The sequence below is a fragment of the Halanaerobium saccharolyticum genome (genome assembly GCF_004362045.1).
In the GTDB taxonomy this organism is placed as follows: Bacteria; Bacillota; Halanaerobiia; order Halanaerobiales; family Halanaerobiaceae; genus Halanaerobium; species Halanaerobium saccharolyticum_C.
The window spans coordinates 16,227-33,382 of the sequence record NZ_SNWX01000010.1 but is presented as its reverse complement, the minus strand read 5'-3'; the positions used below and the strand labels follow the sequence as shown (position 1 = coordinate 33,382).

16 protein-coding genes are annotated in these 17,156 nt (G+C 34.7%); 5 read left to right on the top strand and 11 right to left on the bottom strand.

Features of this window, described 5'->3' with window-relative positions:
• Window positions 1-209: 209 nt before the first annotated feature.
• From DFR79_RS07730 to DFR79_RS07710, 5 genes are all read right to left on the bottom strand, one after another.
• Window positions 210-1,634 (bottom strand): nucleoside hydrolase-like domain-containing protein, encoded by a 1,425-nt coding sequence (locus tag DFR79_RS07730; RefSeq protein ID WP_432207095.1) that lies wholly within the window; start codon window positions 1,632-1,634, stop codon window positions 210-212.
• Window positions 1,635-1,858: 224 nt separating this feature from the next.
• Window positions 1,859-2,125, bottom strand: coding sequence for an HPr family phosphocarrier protein (locus DFR79_RS07725; protein WP_133514935.1), 267 nt, complete (start codon window positions 2,123-2,125; stop codon window positions 1,859-1,861).
• Window positions 2,125-3,576 (bottom strand): glycoside hydrolase family 1 protein, encoded by a 1,452-nt coding sequence (locus DFR79_RS07720; protein ID WP_133514934.1) that lies wholly within the window; start codon window positions 3,574-3,576, stop codon window positions 2,125-2,127. Before DFR79_RS07720 ends, DFR79_RS07725 begins: the two co-directional genes overlap by 1 nt.
• Before the next feature lie 30 nt (window positions 3,577-3,606).
• Window positions 3,607-5,025: a PTS transporter subunit EIIC gene (locus DFR79_RS07715; protein WP_133514933.1), complete on the bottom strand. Its 1,419-nt coding sequence runs from the start codon at window positions 5,023-5,025 to the stop codon at window positions 3,607-3,609.
• Between the two features lie 68 nt (window positions 5,026-5,093).
• A complete protein-coding gene (locus DFR79_RS07710) occupies window positions 5,094-5,948 on the bottom strand; it encodes a PRD domain-containing protein (protein WP_166638011.1) in 855 nt (284 codons plus the stop codon).
• A gap of 303 nt (window positions 5,949-6,251) precedes the next feature.
• On the opposite strand from DFR79_RS07710, the gene DFR79_RS07705 reads away from it, so the two are divergent.
• Window positions 6,252-8,237, top strand: coding sequence for a methyl-accepting chemotaxis protein (locus DFR79_RS07705; RefSeq protein ID WP_166638010.1), 1,986 nt, complete (start codon window positions 6,252-6,254; stop codon window positions 8,235-8,237).
• A 100-nt stretch (window positions 8,238-8,337) separates the two neighbouring features.
• On the top strand, window positions 8,338-9,141 hold the full coding sequence (locus DFR79_RS07700) for a histidinol-phosphatase HisJ family protein (protein ID WP_133514930.1): 804 nt from the start codon (window positions 8,338-8,340) through the stop codon (window positions 9,139-9,141).
• Window positions 9,142-9,182: 41 nt separating this feature from the next.
• Here the strand turns inward: DFR79_RS07700 and otsB are convergent, their stop codons facing one another.
• The 4 genes from otsB to DFR79_RS07680 form a co-directional block, all read right to left on the bottom strand.
• The gene (gene otsB / locus DFR79_RS07695; protein ID WP_133514929.1) at window positions 9,183-9,977 is read right to left on the bottom strand and encodes a trehalose-phosphatase; all 795 of its coding nucleotides are present in this window, start codon (window positions 9,975-9,977) and stop codon (window positions 9,183-9,185) included.
• The gene (locus DFR79_RS07690) at window positions 9,970-11,382 is read right to left on the bottom strand and encodes an alpha,alpha-trehalose-phosphate synthase (UDP-forming) (protein WP_133514928.1); all 1,413 of its coding nucleotides are present in this window, start codon (window positions 11,380-11,382) and stop codon (window positions 9,970-9,972) included. The genes otsB and DFR79_RS07690 overlap by 8 nt, the downstream gene beginning before the upstream one ends.
• Before the next feature lie 77 nt (window positions 11,383-11,459).
• On the bottom strand, window positions 11,460-12,515 hold the full coding sequence (locus DFR79_RS07685) for a diguanylate cyclase (RefSeq protein ID WP_133514927.1): 1,056 nt from the start codon (window positions 12,513-12,515) through the stop codon (window positions 11,460-11,462).
• Between the two features lie 22 nt (window positions 12,516-12,537).
• The gene (locus DFR79_RS07680; protein WP_133514926.1) at window positions 12,538-12,735 is read right to left on the bottom strand and encodes a helix-turn-helix domain-containing protein; all 198 of its coding nucleotides are present in this window, start codon (window positions 12,733-12,735) and stop codon (window positions 12,538-12,540) included.
• A 265-nt stretch (window positions 12,736-13,000) separates the two neighbouring features.
• Here DFR79_RS07680 and DFR79_RS07675 point away from each other — a divergent pair, with 265 nt between their 5' ends.
• Window positions 13,001-13,309, top strand: coding sequence for a helix-turn-helix domain-containing protein (locus DFR79_RS07675; protein WP_133514925.1), 309 nt, complete (start codon window positions 13,001-13,003; stop codon window positions 13,307-13,309).
• A gap of 107 nt (window positions 13,310-13,416) precedes the next feature.
• On the opposite strand, the gene DFR79_RS07670 is transcribed toward DFR79_RS07675, so the two are convergent.
• Both DFR79_RS07670 and DFR79_RS07665 read right to left on the bottom strand, forming a co-directional pair.
• A complete protein-coding gene (locus tag DFR79_RS07670) occupies window positions 13,417-14,007 on the bottom strand; it encodes an MBL fold metallo-hydrolase (RefSeq protein WP_133514924.1) in 591 nt (196 codons plus the stop codon).
• Window positions 14,008-14,118: 111 nt separating this feature from the next.
• The gene (locus DFR79_RS07665; RefSeq protein WP_133514923.1) at window positions 14,119-15,429 is read right to left on the bottom strand and encodes a glucose-1-phosphate adenylyltransferase; all 1,311 of its coding nucleotides are present in this window, start codon (window positions 15,427-15,429) and stop codon (window positions 14,119-14,121) included.
• A gap of 216 nt (window positions 15,430-15,645) precedes the next feature.
• On the opposite strand from DFR79_RS07665, the gene DFR79_RS07660 reads away from it, so the two are divergent.
• Together DFR79_RS07660 and hpt are read left to right on the top strand one after the other, a co-directional pair.
• The gene (locus DFR79_RS07660; protein ID WP_133514922.1) at window positions 15,646-16,614 is read left to right on the top strand and encodes a cytidylate kinase family protein; all 969 of its coding nucleotides are present in this window, start codon (window positions 15,646-15,648) and stop codon (window positions 16,612-16,614) included.
• A complete protein-coding gene (gene hpt / locus DFR79_RS07655) occupies window positions 16,615-17,151 on the top strand; it encodes a hypoxanthine phosphoribosyltransferase (protein WP_133514921.1) in 537 nt (178 codons plus the stop codon). It begins immediately after the preceding gene.
• Window positions 17,152-17,156: the final 5 nt, after the last annotated feature.

Sequence of the window (17,156 nt, the reverse complement as noted above, 5' to 3'; positions counted from 1 at the left end):
AAATTCTAAATATCCAAAATATATTATTAATATTAATTATTATTATCCATATTAGGAATATTTTCCTTTTCTTAACTAACATTATATAGCAAATATTTTGAATAATCAAAATAAAATATATCCTAAGCGAATTAAATTCACCAATCCGCTTAGATATATTATGCTTTCAATAGATATTTTTTTCATTTACATAAAGCAAGCTTCTGAGATCATCTTACTGTAATAATTACTCTTTGATAATCTTTTAACTTGATTTCTCCATCGTCAATTACTTCTCCAATAATATGAATAGTGTCACCAGATTCTGCACCTTTTGGAACAGTAAAACTAACTGTCTTTGTTTCTTCATTTTGTAATTCTATATTATCAATAATTTCATCTTCTTTTACCTCTCTTGTTATACTGAATAATAGTCCGGAATTGCGATTATATACCTTTTTGTTTTTTTCTGTTTTAGCTTCCCGATAGCTATCAGCTTCCGCATAATGCCACCAATTAAAACTAAGGTGATCATCATCAGGGTCTTCGGCAACAGCGTGTAAGGTGATTGTTTCGCCAGGGTCAGCTTTCAAATCAATTCCTTCTTTGACACTGATTTCTGGATGATGATTGGCTTTCTCATAACTATCAGTCACAGACCAGTCAGCTCTGGCTGCAAAGTCACGCTGTAGATCATCAAACCAACGCATTAAAGTATATTCTGCTTCATACCTTTTACTGTGTGGATTATAATCTAAAACATCATTTTTCCACAAGTTTTCATTTACCACAGAAAATCTACCTCCCCAGCCACCATAGGTGGGATCTTCCATACTTCTCAAACCATTTTTAACTAAATATAAAAATGAAGGTGAGTCTCCTTCGGAAATAAAATCATAGCGATTATACTGAGGATTTTTTTCAAGATATTTGTCAGTACCACGCTGTTCTTCAAATAATTCTCCTTCAATATAATTACCATCTCCCATTAAAGCATATTCTTCCATAAGTGGACCATGATTATTTTTAATATTTTTATATAACCAGTCTCCCTGCAAAAATCTATTCACCTCGGGACTGTGGAGTTTCCAGGCATAAGCAAAATGCCAAAAATTGCTTCTATCATTAATTATCTGAATTTCAGGCCATTTTTTAGCTATGTAATTCTTATAACTATCATCCTGATCAAGAATAATATATATTACAAGTTTCTGATTAATTGTCTTTTGTATTTCTTTCCAACGCTCCGTATTTTTATATTCTTCTTCAATTGACTTTAAAGCTCTTGCAGTAGTGTTAGTTCCTCCCCAGGTCTGTACGTATAATTTTCTGGGGTCATTATCCAGGAATAATTTTTTTAGAAATCTAGATCCTTCAGTCTTTTTTTCCATTGCTCCAACATTAGTTATATTACCAATCTTTGTTTTGTTTCGTAAATAATCTGGAGCTGGATAACCATCAGCATGAATCTTTAAATTACTGTATACTTGCTCGTATTTATCAATAAAGTCATAAATCCACTCTGTTCCAGTCCATCTATAGGGCTCAATTCCCTTTTTTTCATTTCCTGCAAAATGATAAGTGGAGCTTGTAAGAACTATTCCTTCTAAATCAACCTCATTAGAATATAACATAAACCTAATCATTGAATTCATATCATCTACTTCACCATCAGTTGTAATTACTGTTCTGGCTTTATCTAATTCGTTCTCTTTTGCAAATACAGAAGATTGCAAGATAAATAATACTATTATCAAAATTAAAAATAATCTTAAAATACTTTTCCTCATTATTTGTCTCCTTTATAAATTTTATAAAAAGGCTTCTTCTTTCCTGTTAAAAACAGTATTTAAAGAAGCCTCAATTTCTACACTTTTCCTTAATGTTCTTTATTTATATTTTCTTCTACAAAAGAAACCAGACCTTTTAAGGCTTCTTCTTCATCTTCGCCCTTAGTCTTGATAGTAATTTTACTATCCTGGGAAATCCCCAGACTCATTAAACCCATAATACTTTTAGCGTTTACAGTTTTCTCACCAAAAATAATTTCTACATCAGATTCATATTTCCCAGCCGCATTGACAAAGGTTGATGCAGGTCTGGCATGCAGACCTGTTTCATTTGTGATTAGAAGATCCTTTTTCATTATTTACTTTCCACCTCTAATTCTTCTCCATTTGATTTAATAACATTCTGATACCAGTAAAAACTCTGCTTTGGTTTTCTCTCTAGGGTACCTGAACCATCATCATGCTTATCTACATAAATAAAACCGTAACGTTTTCTCATCTCACCTGTTGATGCACTGACCAGGTCAATACAACCCCAGGGAGTGTAAGCCTGTAAGTCGACACCATCTTTAACTGCTTCTTTCATCTGTTCAATATGGCGGCGCAGATAATCAATTCTGTAATCATCATTGATACTGCCGTCTTCTTCTACCTCATCTTTGGCTCCCAGACCATTTTCGACTACCATAAGTGGTATTTGATAACGGTCATATAAGTAGTTTAAGGTATATCTTAAACCTTTGGGGTCAATCTGCCAGCCCCATTCACTGGATTCAAGATAGGGGTTTTCCACTCCTCCAATAATATTTCCGTCACTCTGATCAATATCTGGATCAGCAGAAACACAGTTGGACATATAATAACTGAAAGTATAATAATCTACAGTTCCTTCTTTTAAAATTTCAAGATCTCCAGCTTCCATCTCAATTTCTATATCATTCTCATTAAAATAACGATCTATATAGAAGGGATATTCTCCCTTAACCTGCACATCTCCACAGAAATAATTAACTATCTGATCCTGCTTTTGAGTTGCAATAATATCATCCGGGTTACAGGTTCTGGGATAAAAAGTGGCCTGGATGTTCATGCTGCCCACTTGATAGTCAGGGTCAATCTCATGGGCTGCTTTAACTGCTAAAGCACTGGCCACAAACTGATGGTGTAGTCCCTGAAATCTCAGCTGAGGATCATCTACCTGATCAGTAAAATCAGTTGTTTCTTCATTTAAAATTCCCAGTGATAAAAATCCTCCCATGGGCAGAGTTCCTGAATTAATTTCATTAAAAGTCAACCAGTATTTAACCTTACCCTTATATCTTTTAAACAGTGTTTTTGCATATTTTACAAATAAATCAATTACCTCTCTGGAGGCCCAGCCATTATATTTTTCAGTTAGAGCAAAAGGCATCTCATAGTGAGAAATTGTAATTAAAGGTTCAATATCATGTTTTAAACATTCATCAATTACCTGATCATAAAACTCTAATCCAGCTTCATTTGGTTCTGCTTCCATACCTGTAGGGAAAATTCTGGTCCAGGCAATGGAAAATCGGAAGACTTCAAATCCCATCTCTGCCATTAAAGCAATATCCTCTTTATAATGATGATAAAAATCTATCGCTTCATGGGAGGGATAAAATGTATCTTCTTCGATTTCTCTGGTAATCCTTTTTGATTGAGTGTGAGAGCCACCGGTGCAGACATCAGAAATGGAGATTCCTTTACCATCTTCATTCCAGGCTCCCTCACACTGATTGGCTGCAACCGCTCCTCCCCACATAAAATCATCTGGTAATATTGTCATCTTAATCACCCTTCTTATTATATTATTTTCTTATACAGATTGAGCTAATTTTTCTTCCTGCTTTTTAACCTGTTCACTTTTCTGCTCCGGTTTAAATAGTATATAGCTTAGAGAAAAGGAGACAGAAAGTGAAATCGCAAGTGCAATAACTCCATTTATCATATTGACAAATCCTTCTCCTCCAATCATCTGAATCAAAGATAAAGCAGAAGGTGAGCCTCCCATTGTATAGGCTACAAGACCTGTAATCCCGGCGTATAACCCAGCTGCTCCAGCACCTGCAACAGCAGCAATCATCGGTGTTTTATATTTTAAAGTAATACCATACATTGCCGGTTCTGTAACTCCAGCTACAATTGCTGAAATGCCAGCGGCCATCGCCTGTGACTTAACCTTTATTTTTTTAGCTTTATAGGCTACTGCCATTGTGGCGCCACCCTGAGCCAGATTGGAACAGAACATAGTAATAATTAATATAGCGTCAAAACCAAAACTGGACAGTCCTGATAAAGCAATAGGAATCAAAGCATAATGCATACCTGTCATTACAATAAAGGGCATTAAAGCTGATAAAAGCATAATTGTTAGCCAGCCCATTTCATTGTATAAAAAGTTAATACCTGCTGCCAGATACTGCCCCATGATTGCCCCAATTGGACCAACAATAACCAGAGCAATCGGTGCTGTAACAAAAACAACAATTAAGGGTTTCAAAAATGCCTTAACAACATCTGGAGAAACTCTATCTGCAAAATCTTCAATATATTTCATAATTGGTACAATTAACAAAATTGGTAAAACTGAGGAACTATAAGTAGCTGAGGTAACTGGTAAGCCAAAATAAGAAGCATTACCCTCACCCAGCAGTGCGGTTAAATTTGGATGTAATAAAACTGCAGCAATTACCATTGCTAATGGAGCACTGGCATCCAATTTTTTAGCAGTTGTATAAGCCAGCATCACTGGTAAGAAATAAAAGAAAGCGTCTCCAATAACATTTAAAATCTGATAAGTCGTACCTGAGGTATCGATCAGCGAAAAAGTTGTTAATAAGGTTAAAACAACTTTTATCATTCCACTACCCAGCATAGCCGGCAGCAGTGGTGTCATACAGCCTGCAATAAATCCAAACAATCTTGATAAAACATTTTCCTGGTCCTCTGAACTGCTGTTTTTCTCTTTTGGCGCAGATTCCGAAAAGTTACCGAGTTTAGAGAGTTCACGGTAAACCTTAGTAACCTCATTTCCGATAACTACCTGATACTGTCCGCCTTTTTTAATTACTCTCAGTACACCTTCTAAACTTTCCACTTCTTCGATATCAGCTATACTGTCATTTTTAAGCACAAAGCGCAATCTGGTCATACAGTTTGTAACACTTGAAACATTTTCTGCCCCGCCAACTTTTTCCAACAATTCTTTAGCTAGTTTAGCATGATCTAATGCCATACTGATTCCTCCTTATTCATTTCCTTAACTTTTAACATTTATGTGAAGGTACCGGTACCTAATCACCATTATAATGAATTTACATCATTTAAACGCTGTAAATGGATTGTCATATATCCCTTTTCTGCTTCGCTGATTTCTAGATTCAATTCTGATTTGATTTTTTTAGATAATTTATCTGAAACTGAATATGCCTCATTAAACTCACTTTTTATACTTTCTATCAGTGGGTTCTGCACATTAATATTATTATTTACTCTCTCAATACTAAAATGAAGGTGATTAACTAACCTTATATAATTTGAATCACCTGGATCAAGTCTTACGCCTAATTCAGTTTGAATAATATCAACCAGTTCATTAATCAAACTCACATTTCGATAAGTATTACGGACATTTGTATTTTCCCGGGCAGCATAAAAATGCATAGTAATAAAACCTATCTCATCTTCCGGCAGTTTTGTATCTAATCTATTATTTAAAATTTCCAGTGCTTTAACAGCAATTTTGTATTCGTCTTTATATAATATCTTTATTTCTTCTAAAAAAGGAAATTCTATTATCATATCTGATTCCATTCTTTCTCTGGCAAAACTTACATGGTCTGTAAGTGCAATATGAATATGTTGATTTAACTGGCCTAGATTTTCTTCTGCTATTGAAATAATCTCCTCACAAACTCTAATTATTTCTCCATCCATCTCGTCAATCAAACTAAAATATTCTTTTTTAAATTTTTCACCATAGGTTACAAAAGATTTTTCAATCTTTTCAGCATCTATTTTTATTTCAGCTCCCTCTTTCTTACCGAAGGCAATTCCCTTACCAACTAAAACTTCTTCCTTGTTATTATCTTTTCGTTTAACTAAAATCACATTATTATTAAATGCTTTAACTACAGTGCACTTAATCTTTTTAGCCATAAATTTACCTCCTAAAGATCTTGCGAAAAATAAAAATATATAAAAAAAACCAGAAAAGAGGGTATAGAAAACCCTACTTTTCTGGTTTATGCCTGCCGAACAGTAACACGCCATCACTATATTAGATTTATTTTTGCTTTAATTTTAAATTTACTGGTTATAATTTTATAGTATTTTCATAATATTGTCAAGGATTCAACTGCAAATAATTTGCCCATAGTTAACACAAATTTAATCTTTTAGAAACATTAACCTGTTAAAATTACATTGGTCCAGCAAAATATAAAAATGGGAGGATTTAAGGTGATTAAATTTAAAAGTATTCAGCATAAACTATTGTTTACCGTTTCCGTAGTAGTACTAATTATAATTTCCGCCAGCTCGTTTCTTTATTACAACAGCTCCAAAACCATCTTAAAAAAAATAATAATTGAAGAAGCAGAAAAATCTGCTCAAGATAATGCAGACAATATTGATCAGTGGTTAAAAGAAAAACAGCTCTTATTAGAAACACTGACCAATATCAACAGTGTTCAGGGATTAAACTGGAATTCTGCCCAGCTGATCCTGCGAAGAACTCAGGAAAAAACAAATTTTATGGATATCATGTTGGTTGAAGAGAATGGTAGATTCAAAGCCACTTCCGGTAGTTTTGGCGATATTTCTGAAAAAGAATATTTTAAACAGGCTCTGGAACACCAAAAAAGTGTTTTCTCAAATATTTATGTTGATTTTTTTACTGAAGAAAGTGTTTTTGCAGTTGCAGCTCCAATTACAGATGACTATGATAAGTTACAGGGATTCTTAGTAGGAGTGCTTAAATTAAGTGATATTCAAAATCTAATAACCGATTTAAATTTAAACGGTAATGGCTACAGCATGATTTTAAATCAGAAAGCAAAACTTTTAGCTCATCCAGAAGAAAAACTAATTGGAAACCAGGACTATTATCAAAATTCCAGCTCAGAATTTAAGGAAGTTTTAGATTTAATCAGAGAAAATGATACATATACAGGTAATTTCAAGATTAATAATCAAAATAACATAATTACTGCTGCCAGAATTAATACAACTAACTGGTCCCTGGCACTAACTGCAGCAGAATCAGCTATACTATCTGAGCTTCAAATCTTTAAACGATACACTATTTACATTGGCCTGGCAGCCTTTATTTTTGCTTTAATAGTAATTTACATAATCAGCAGAGAAATTACAGCTCCAATTGTTAATCTAGTTGAGATTATCAAAAAAACATCAGAGGGAAAATTAAATTTAAACTTAAAAGAAAAATATCTAAATAAAACTGACGAAATTGGTATCCTCTCTCGTTCAATCGAAAACTTAATTTGCAATCTTGATAAAATTGTCCGCAGTATTTCGCATGTCTCAAAACAATTGTCAGCAGCCAGCCATGAGCTCCATGATAATAGTGAAGAAATATCAACTGCAGCCAGAGGAGTTGGTATTTCCACTCATGAGATGGCAGCAGCTATGGAAGAACAGTCAGCCCAGGTAGATGAAACTAAAGCTAATATAATAGAACTCAGTCAGGAAATAAAAAATATAGATAATAAAAGTGTTAATATGGAAAAACAGTCCGGAATCGTGATCAATAATATTGAAAACGGAAATAAATCAATTAAGAATTCAATTAAAGAAATAAAAAATGTTAGAGAAAAATCCCATCGGGTTGAAAACACTGTCAGTGAACTGGGAAAATCTTCAGATAAAATCGGAGATATAATCCAGTTAATCAGCAGAATTTCTTCTCAGACTAATCTGCTTGCTTTAAATGCAGCTATCGAAGCTGCCAGAGCTGGAGAGGCCGGAAGAGGTTTTTCAGTAGTTGCTGATGAAATAAGAGATTTAGCTGAGGAAAGCTCACAGGCTACAGAAGAAATTTCTAAACTAATTACTGATATTCAGGGTGGTGTTAAACATACAGTCGAAAATATGAATGATACCAGAGAAGCTGTAGAAAATAGCGTCCAGGCTATCCAGAGCAGTGAAAATTCATTTGCAGAAATTGAGAGAGCAGCCGGTGAATTGAAAAAATTAATCAATGAAATTTCTGAGGCCACCCTTAATATGAGTCAGAACAGTGAGGAAGTACAGCTTTCTATTAAAGATATTGCTGAAGTTAGTGAGAAAACTGCCAGTTCTGCTGAAGAAATTGCAGCCAGCAGTCAGGAACAAAGCTCTGCCACCAGTGAAATAACAGAATCCACCCGCAGCTTAGCTGCCATGTCCAGAGAGCTGCTGCAGAGCATTAAACACTTTGAAATTTGATTTAATTTTCCTGATAATTGTGCTATGATAAGAACAAATATATTTATTTCAAGCTTAAAATAAACTTTTTAAATTATATACAATACTGAGGAGGAAAAATATGTTGTTTGATTATCATCTGCACTCTCATTTTTCTGCTGACTCTGAAATGACAATGGATGAGCTCTGTCAGGCATCAATTGATCTGGGGCTTAACGAAATAGCAATTACCGACCACCATGACATTGATTATCAGGATGACACAATTGAATTTTTAATAGATAAAGAAAAATATTTAATGGAAATAGAAAAATTTCAGCAGAAATACAAAGATCAGATTAAAATAAAAAAAGGGGTAGAAATAGGTCTGCAGCCCCATATTCTGCAGGAATGCAGGGAATATATTGCTGATGATTTTGACTTTGTAATTGGCTCTTTCCATACCGCTGAACAGGCTGACTTGTATAACGGTGATTTTTTCGAAGGCTACAGTCAGTGGGAAGCCTATATTCAGTATCTTAAATCTGTGCTTGAGGTAGTCCAAAATTATGATGATTACAGTGTAATCGGACATCTGGACATTATCCGCCGCTATGGAGATTTTGAAACCCAACCGGAGCTGCTGGAAAATAAAGAGGCTTTCGATTTGATAAAACAAATATTGAAAGTAATAATAAACAGAAATCGGGGTTTAGAGGTTAATACTTCCGGCTATCGCATTGACGGAAAAAACCCACTCCCCAGTTTTGAAATTTTAAAATTATATTATCAGCTCGGCGGGGAAATCTTAACTATCGGATCTGACAGCCATAACACAGAAGATATAACTCAAAAATTTAATTATACAATTTTCAGGCTTAAAGAAATTGGGTTTAATAAGCTCACAACTTTTGCTAATCTGGAGCCCAAATTCCATCAAATATAATGACAGTTAGAAAAATATTCAAAACCAAAATCGCAGGATATTTATGACTCTCCTGCGATTACTTTTAATAATTCAGCTGTATCTTCTGGATTTCTAAGATAATACTCTGCTTTTGTATTTAAGTCATCTTCATTCTGAACATAGATAGTAATCCCATCTTTTATGACTTCAAAAGCATCTTCATCTGTCCGATCATCACCAATATAAATCCTTAAAATATTATCTATATCTAAATTTTTTTTAATCTGATCACTAATATAATTAACTGCCTTTCCTTTATCCCAGCCTTCCGGTCTGATTTCAACCAATTTTCTGCCGGAAAGAACCTGATAGGCAGTATTTTCGAATAAGGCCTGGAGCTTTTTTTCTTCTGCTGACTGCTCATTTTCGGATTCAAAATGAAGAGCCAGTCCAAAACCCTTATCTTCCACGCGGACACCATCTAACTTTGAATATTTTTCTCTGCTCTTTTGATAGTTTTTTCTGCTTAAAACATCAAACTCTTTACTCTGATGAGGATAAATTACTCCCTCTGTAAAGGACATCTCTATTTCTAGGCCATGACTGCCCGCATAATGACAGCGATTTAAAGCAATCATCTTTTTCAATTCACTTAACTGTCTCCCGGAAACAAGAGTTACATGATATTTCTGGTTTTTTTCTAGTTTCTTTAAATCAATTTCAATCTCCGGTAAAGCAAAAGCCGAAAGAGGATCAACTTTAAAAGGAGCCAGGGTTCCATCATAATCGAGAAAAAGCAGTATATTTTCTACTCTGGCTAAACTACTTTTTATTTTATTTAAGTTCGGCTCGTCCAGTACATATTTTTTATTCATAACAGTTAAGCCACTTTTCTAAAAAAGTATCCCGCCACCAGTTAATGTCATATTCTTTAAGATCAGCCTGAGCTTTTTTTAGTCGTTCTTTTTTCTCTGATTCGGACATTTCAAGCCCCTGATAAATATTATCTGCTACTGCTTCCACATTATAGGGATTAACCTTAATTGCACTGTCTATATATTCCGCTGCCCCTGCAAATTCAGACAGCAGCAGCACTCCAGAATCCTGGACTGCCAGATATTCTTTAGCTACCAGATTCATTCCATCAATTGAAGCAGTAATTAATGCTAAATCAGCTATCTGATAATAGGGCAGCAGTTCTTCCTGTGGGACCGAACCGTAAAAATATTTAACCGGCTGCCAGCGGTCTTTTTGATATTTTCCGTTAATCTCTGCAACTTTTTTCTCTATTCTTTCTTTCATCTGCTGATATTCTTCGATTCCAGTTCGGCTGGGCGCCACCCGCTGGACAAAAGTTACCCTGCACTGATATTCGGGATATTTGTCGAAAAATCTATCAATACCTTCCAGCCTTTCTTCTATTCCTTTAGTATAATCGAGTCTATCAACTGCAAAAATAAGCTTTTCTGCAGAATATTCTTCTTTAATATTCCTGGCCTTTTTAAGATATTCTTGATCCTCTGCAAGCTGATGAAAACGCTGGTAATCAATACCCAGAGGAATACTTTCTACTCTAGTTTTTGATCCCTGATAATAAATTTCTCTGGTAGAAAAGTTAACATCTGCCCCCAACTTTTTAGCACAGTCGATAAAGTTGTAAACAAAAGAATCGGTATGAAAAGCCAGAAAGTCAGCTGCCAGCATTCCTTCTAAAATTTCCTCCCGCCAGGGAATAGTTCTAAAAGCCTCCCAGGCAGGCCAGGGTATATGCCAGAAGAGTGCTGTTTTAGCATTACTGTCTGCCAGTAATCCAGGTAATAGCGCCAGATGATAATCATGAATCCAGACTAAGTCATCTTCCTGAAGCTCTTCCTTAATACTAGCAGCAAATTTTTTGTTGACTTCTTTATAACTTTCCCAGTATTCTTTTTTATAATTAGCTTTTGAAATAAAGGTATGACAAATCGGCCACATCACCTCATTTGAGAATCCGTAATAAAACCCATTCTTTTCTTCTTCACTCAAATTAATTCTCTTTAATGTATAACCATCCTCATCAGGCACCTTAACTTTATTCTCCTGATCAACAACCTCAAAGTCTGCTTCTCCTCGACCCCAGGCAATCCAGAGTCCTTTGTCTTCCTGCATCATTGGATCCAGGCCAGTTGTCAGTCCTCCGGCAAGTTTTTCTTGTTTTATTTCTTGATCCTGAAATACATGTTTATATGGCTCACCATTGGAAACAAGAACAAGTCTCTTCTGCTTCAATTCTGCTTCCATAATTATTACCTCCTGTTTTGTAAACTTATCCATTCTCCTATTTATAACATAACAAATTCCGGAGGTAATTAAAGTAATTATTTAACAAACTCGAGTTCAATTTGGTTTCTGTTTTTAACTAAATCAATAAATTCCGCAGCCAGCAGAGGGTCGAATTGAGTCCCTGCACATCTTTTAATTTCTTTTAATGCTGCTGCAGCTGAACTCGCTTTTTTATATGGTCTCTCATGAGTTATAACATCATATGTATCCACAATAGAGATAATTCTAGCCAGATAGGGTATTTCTCCCTTTTCTAATCCTCCGGGATAGCCTCTGCCATCCCACCTTTCGTGATGTGCTAAAATTAAATTAGCTACATTTTCCAGAGCTGGCATTGATCTAATTATTCTGTACCCTGTGTTAGTGTGTTCTTTAACTTTTTTGAATTCGGCCTCAGTCAAAGCACCTGGTTTATTTAGAATATAGTCAGCAATAATTATCTTGCCTATATCATGTAAACGAGCAGCGATTTTCAATTCATCAATCTGATAAACAGGAATTTTTAACTTCTCTGCCAGCTTAACAGAGAGCAGCTCCATTCTGCGAGCATGAGCTACAGTTTCTCCTGTTTTTTCTCCCAGCATTCTCTCAAAAGCAGAAAAAATTTCAAACTTAAAACTACCAGCTCCAGAAATCTTATTTCTGTACATTCTATCATTTGCAAGCTGATAAACATCAGTAAGTTTCTGTTCTTTAGTTGATCGGGAGGCTATCCCAAGTGCCAGTGTCATTTCTTGATATTTTCCACTAAGATAATTGTAATTTTTTGTGATTTCTTCTGAAATTTTCTCTGCTTTTTTAATATCACTTTTCGGAAGTAAAATGACGAATTCATCTCCACCACTTCTTGCTGCTATGTCATTTTTTTCACAAAAAGAACTGAGTATTTCTGCCGTCTTTTTAATAAATAAATTACCACGTTCATAACCCTGCTTCTTATTTATTTCCTTTAGATTATTTAAATTTACCAGAACAATACTAAACGGATATAGCTGCTTTTGATCAAATTCTTTAATTTTCTTTTCGAAATAATGGCGATTATAAATTTCTGTCAGTTGGTCATGATACTGATTTGTTTTTATATTTTGCATATCCTTCACCTCATAAATTCAGTCATTTCAAAAGGTCATTTATGGAGACATCCAGAGCCTTAGATATTTTTTCTAAGCTTTTTAAGGAAGGACTCTGTAGTCCATTTTCAATATTACTTAAAAAAGATTGGGCAAGCCCAGCTCTCTCCGCCAGTTTTAGCTGAGTTAGCTCTCTTTCTTTTCGGAACCTTTTGATTTTTCTTGCTAATTTTGCTGACATAATCTCTCCTCCCTTAATAATATATTAACTATATATTATATTATCACTATAATGAACTATATTCAATAATTATAATGGTTAGAATGTCTATTAACAGATAATTTTTATTATTTTTAAAATTAAATTTAGAAAATTAAGTTTTTTACTATTTTTTGTCAGAAATAACTGGTATAATAGTATTAAATTATCATTATAGTGATATAATATATATTACAAATTCTGAAATTGTTAGAAGATAATATTTTGTAGGGAGGTATTTAATATTATGAATATCGGAAAGCGTTTAAAAAAATATCGAAATCAGAGAGGTTTAAGTCAAAAAAGATTATCTAACCACACCGGTATCAGCCAATCATTTATCAGTTCCATTGAGTCCAACAAACAGTCACCCACAATTACAACCTTAGAAAGGATCTGTAGAGCTCTTGGAATTACAATTGCAGAATTCTTTTCGGAAGCAGATAATGCTGTTCCTGACTCACTGCGACCTCTGCTTAATAACGCCAGACAGTTAAGCCCAACCCAGAGAGAGCATCTGAGCCTTTTTTTGGAAAGTTTAAATAAAAATGAATAAATCTTACATAAAAGCTCTCAGGATAATTAATCTCCCCGAGAGCTTTTCTCTATCCTAAAAATATAGCACAAAACTTATTAAATTTTGGCCTAGATTAAACTATTATTTTAAAATTCCAATTCTTCGCCAACTTCTATCACTTTAGATTGGCATCCAATCTGTTCAAATTTACTGGATAAACCTTTAGCCTGCAGTAATTCCTGTCTTTCCTCTGGATCATAATGATAGGGTACTGCCATCGCTGGACTAAGTTTAATAGCTTTTTCCAGATAATCAGAAAAATGATCATTAAAACAGGCTGTAAAAAGCAGCTCAATTTTTTCCCCGGGGTCAGGATAATCCGAAGCATCTGCAGTCTGATATAAACCTCTGTAAAAATAAGCTACAGATTCTTCGGCATTATAACAGTCAACATCTAAAACCTTAACCTGCTCCTCAATTATATCTCCTGCTTTTACAACTTCTCCTTCAATCTCAAATTTATCATAAACTGATTGAGGGGCATAAACTTTAGTCTGATCATTACTTACTGCTGCCAGACTCTCCAAGTTAATATGATCATCATGCTCATGAGTTATCAATACAATATCTGCCTCAAAATCAGTTTCCAGTTTGAAGCTGGGATCAATTACAATATTTTTTTGATCCTCAATTAACAGAGCCGAATTTCCTAACCACTTAACTTTGATAATAATCATCTCCTATTAAAATATTAATCTAACTACCTTAATTTTAGCATAAAATCTAGAATAAATAAAATAGCTCCCCTCAATTAACTGAAGGGAGCCTGGATATATGATTAATTATTTTTAGCTATTTAATTCTCGTACATGATCTTCGTCTCCAGCTGCAACCTTTTCTCCAATTTCGGAAGTAATCGTGCTTCCGCTTGGAATTTCTTTGCTCTCAAAATCTTCTACTCCTACATAAGAGAAGATCCTGCAGTTTCTACCAATAGTTGTACCTTCAGGAATTGTTGCTCTTTTTGCTATTACATTTAAACCATTTTCTAAAAGATCAGGCTTATCTTTATTAGGTGTTAAGTCATCTCCATCTCCAATCTTACAATTAGCCATAACTTCAACTTCTTTATCAATTATCGCCTTTTCTACCACAGAATTCTTTCTAATTATTGTGTCATTGAAAATAATAGAATCTCTAACTACTGCCCCTTCTTCAATATAAACTCCCGGACTAATAATTGAATTTTCTACCACTCCATTAACTATTGAACCATTGGAGATCAGACTCTTGGAAGCACAGGCCTCTTTTCCAAATTTAACAGGAGGTTTTTCTTCACTTCTGGTATGCAGCTTCCACTCTTCATTATATAAATTTAAACTCGGGATTGGATTGGTTAGTTCAAGACTGCTTTCCCAGTAAGCAGCAAGTGTACCTACATCCTTCCAGTAATCATCAAATTCGTAGAGATATACTCCTCCTTTTTCGATCATCGGTGGTATAATGTGATGACCAAAGTCCGAATCTTCTTCAGAACAGTACTTCTCCAGCACTTCTAATAATACTTCTTTTTTGAAAACATAAATACCCATTGAAGCAAGATTACTGGGCGGATCTGCTGGTTTCTCTACAAAATCGGTAATTTTCATCTCATCATCATAATCTAAAATACCAAAACGATCTGCATCTTCATAGGGAACAGGTTGAGCTGCGATTGTCAAGTCTGCTCCTTTTTCTTTATGGTATTCCACCATTTTGCTGTAATCCATCTCATATACATGGTCTCCAGAAAGAATAACTACCTCTTCTGGATCTTTATTTTTTATAAAACTCATGTTTTTATAAATTGCATGAGCTGTTCCTTCATACCAGTCTGTTGTTCCAGGCTTACCTCTATATGGCTGGAGAATTGTAACTCCACCCATTCTGCGATCTAAATCCCATGGTTTCCCAATACCAATGTGATTATTTAAAGACATTGGTAGATACTGAGTTAAAACTCCCACATTATAAATGCCGGAATTAACACAGTTACTTAAAGCAAAATCGATAAGTCTGAACTTTCCTGCAAATGGTACACTTGGTTTAGCACGGTGTGCCGATAAAATATCAAGTCTGGTACCTCTACCGCCTGCTAAAATTAAAGCTAAAGTTTTCATCGAATAATACCCCCTATTTATTAAACAAATTATAAAATTTTATTCTTCTTATTATTATATTGGGCAAAAATTGTTAAAATCCTTTATTTTTTTAAGAATTTTGAATTAAGTAATTATTCTGTTTTGCTCAACCCTTTTTTTCCTTAATTTGCTAATTGATATAGCCGCAGGCTGCTATTTATGCTATAATATAGTTAAAGAAAGAAGGTGGAATTTATGCAGATCATTACAATTTCAAGACAGACGGCAAGTGGTGGAGAAAAAATTGCAGAAAAACTCTCCCATCGTCTTGGATTAAAGTTAATTGACCGCAGCTATGTACTAAAAAATTGGCTGCCCGAAGTGGCTGACAAGCACCAGCTGCATATGCTGGAGCAGAGCACTAAATTCTACACTAAAATCGCCAATCCCGGTGCAGAAAAAGAAAAGCAGATTACTTTTGCTGAATATATTGCACAAAAGTTGAAAAAAGAAGCTGAAAATAATAATCTGCTTATTTTAGGACTGGGAGCCCAAATTATTTTTAACAATCATCCCTATGCTCTACATTTTAAAATTACTGCTTCCGAAGAATATCGAATTAAAAAGTTAGAAAAAGAATTTGGTCTACATAAAAAAGAGGCTGCCCGGGAACTTGAATTGGCTGATCGCAAACACCGCCGCTATCTCTGGCGAATCCACGAGCAGGACTGGGAGAAGGCTACCCTCTATCATTTAACTTTAAATAGAGATGGTCTGAGCCTGGAAGAAAGCATTTCGGTTTTAATGAATTTAATTGATCTAAAAAAAGAAAATCCCGGACCCCTAAATAATGATCTCAAAGTTAAAGCCGATGCAAAAGAAAATGAAAATAACAATCAGCGCAGCTTTGGCCATGAAAGTGAAAAAGAATTTGCTAAAATCCTGGATATGCATCATATTCAGTGGGAATATGAACCAAGTGAATTTCCGCTGGAATGGGATCCAGATGGTAATGTGATCATGGCTTTTAGACCGGACTTTTATTTAACTGAACACGATACCTATGTCGAACTGACAACTATGAAAAGAAAATATACCACCGAAAAAAATAAAAAGGTTCGTCTCCTGCAGGAACTATATCCCCACATTAATGTAAAAATCGTTTATAAAAAAGATTTTGAACAGCTGGCCGAAAAGTTCGAGTTAAACGGAGGTGAAGAATAAATGGAAACAGATAATTTAGGAAAAGTTATTATTTCCGAAAAAGAAATTGCTGCCAGGATTGATGAACTGGCAGCTCAGCTAAATCAAGATTTTAAGGACCAGGAAGTCATTTTGGTCAGTATTTTAAAAAGTTCTCTTTATTTTATGACCGATCTAAGCCGCAAACTTAAGTTTCCACTTAAACTTGATTTTTTAGAATTAAATCACTATGCAGATCAAGATAACTCAGGAGTTATTAGGGTAACCAGAGATCTCGAATTTAGTATAGCCGGCAGAGACGTTTTGATTATTGAAAATATTATCAGAACCGGCTTAACCCACAGCTATCTGCTGAAAAACCTGGGGGCCCGCAACCCAAAAAGCATCAGTATCTGCACTCTGCTGCATATCTCAGATAATAAACTGCTGGATTTACCTGTCCACTATACCGGTTTTGAAATTGAAGACAATTTTGTGGTTGGATATGGACTGGACTATCAGGAAAAATATAGAAATTTACCCTATATAGCTTTATACGAAGAAAATCCCCAGCAGTAAAGCTG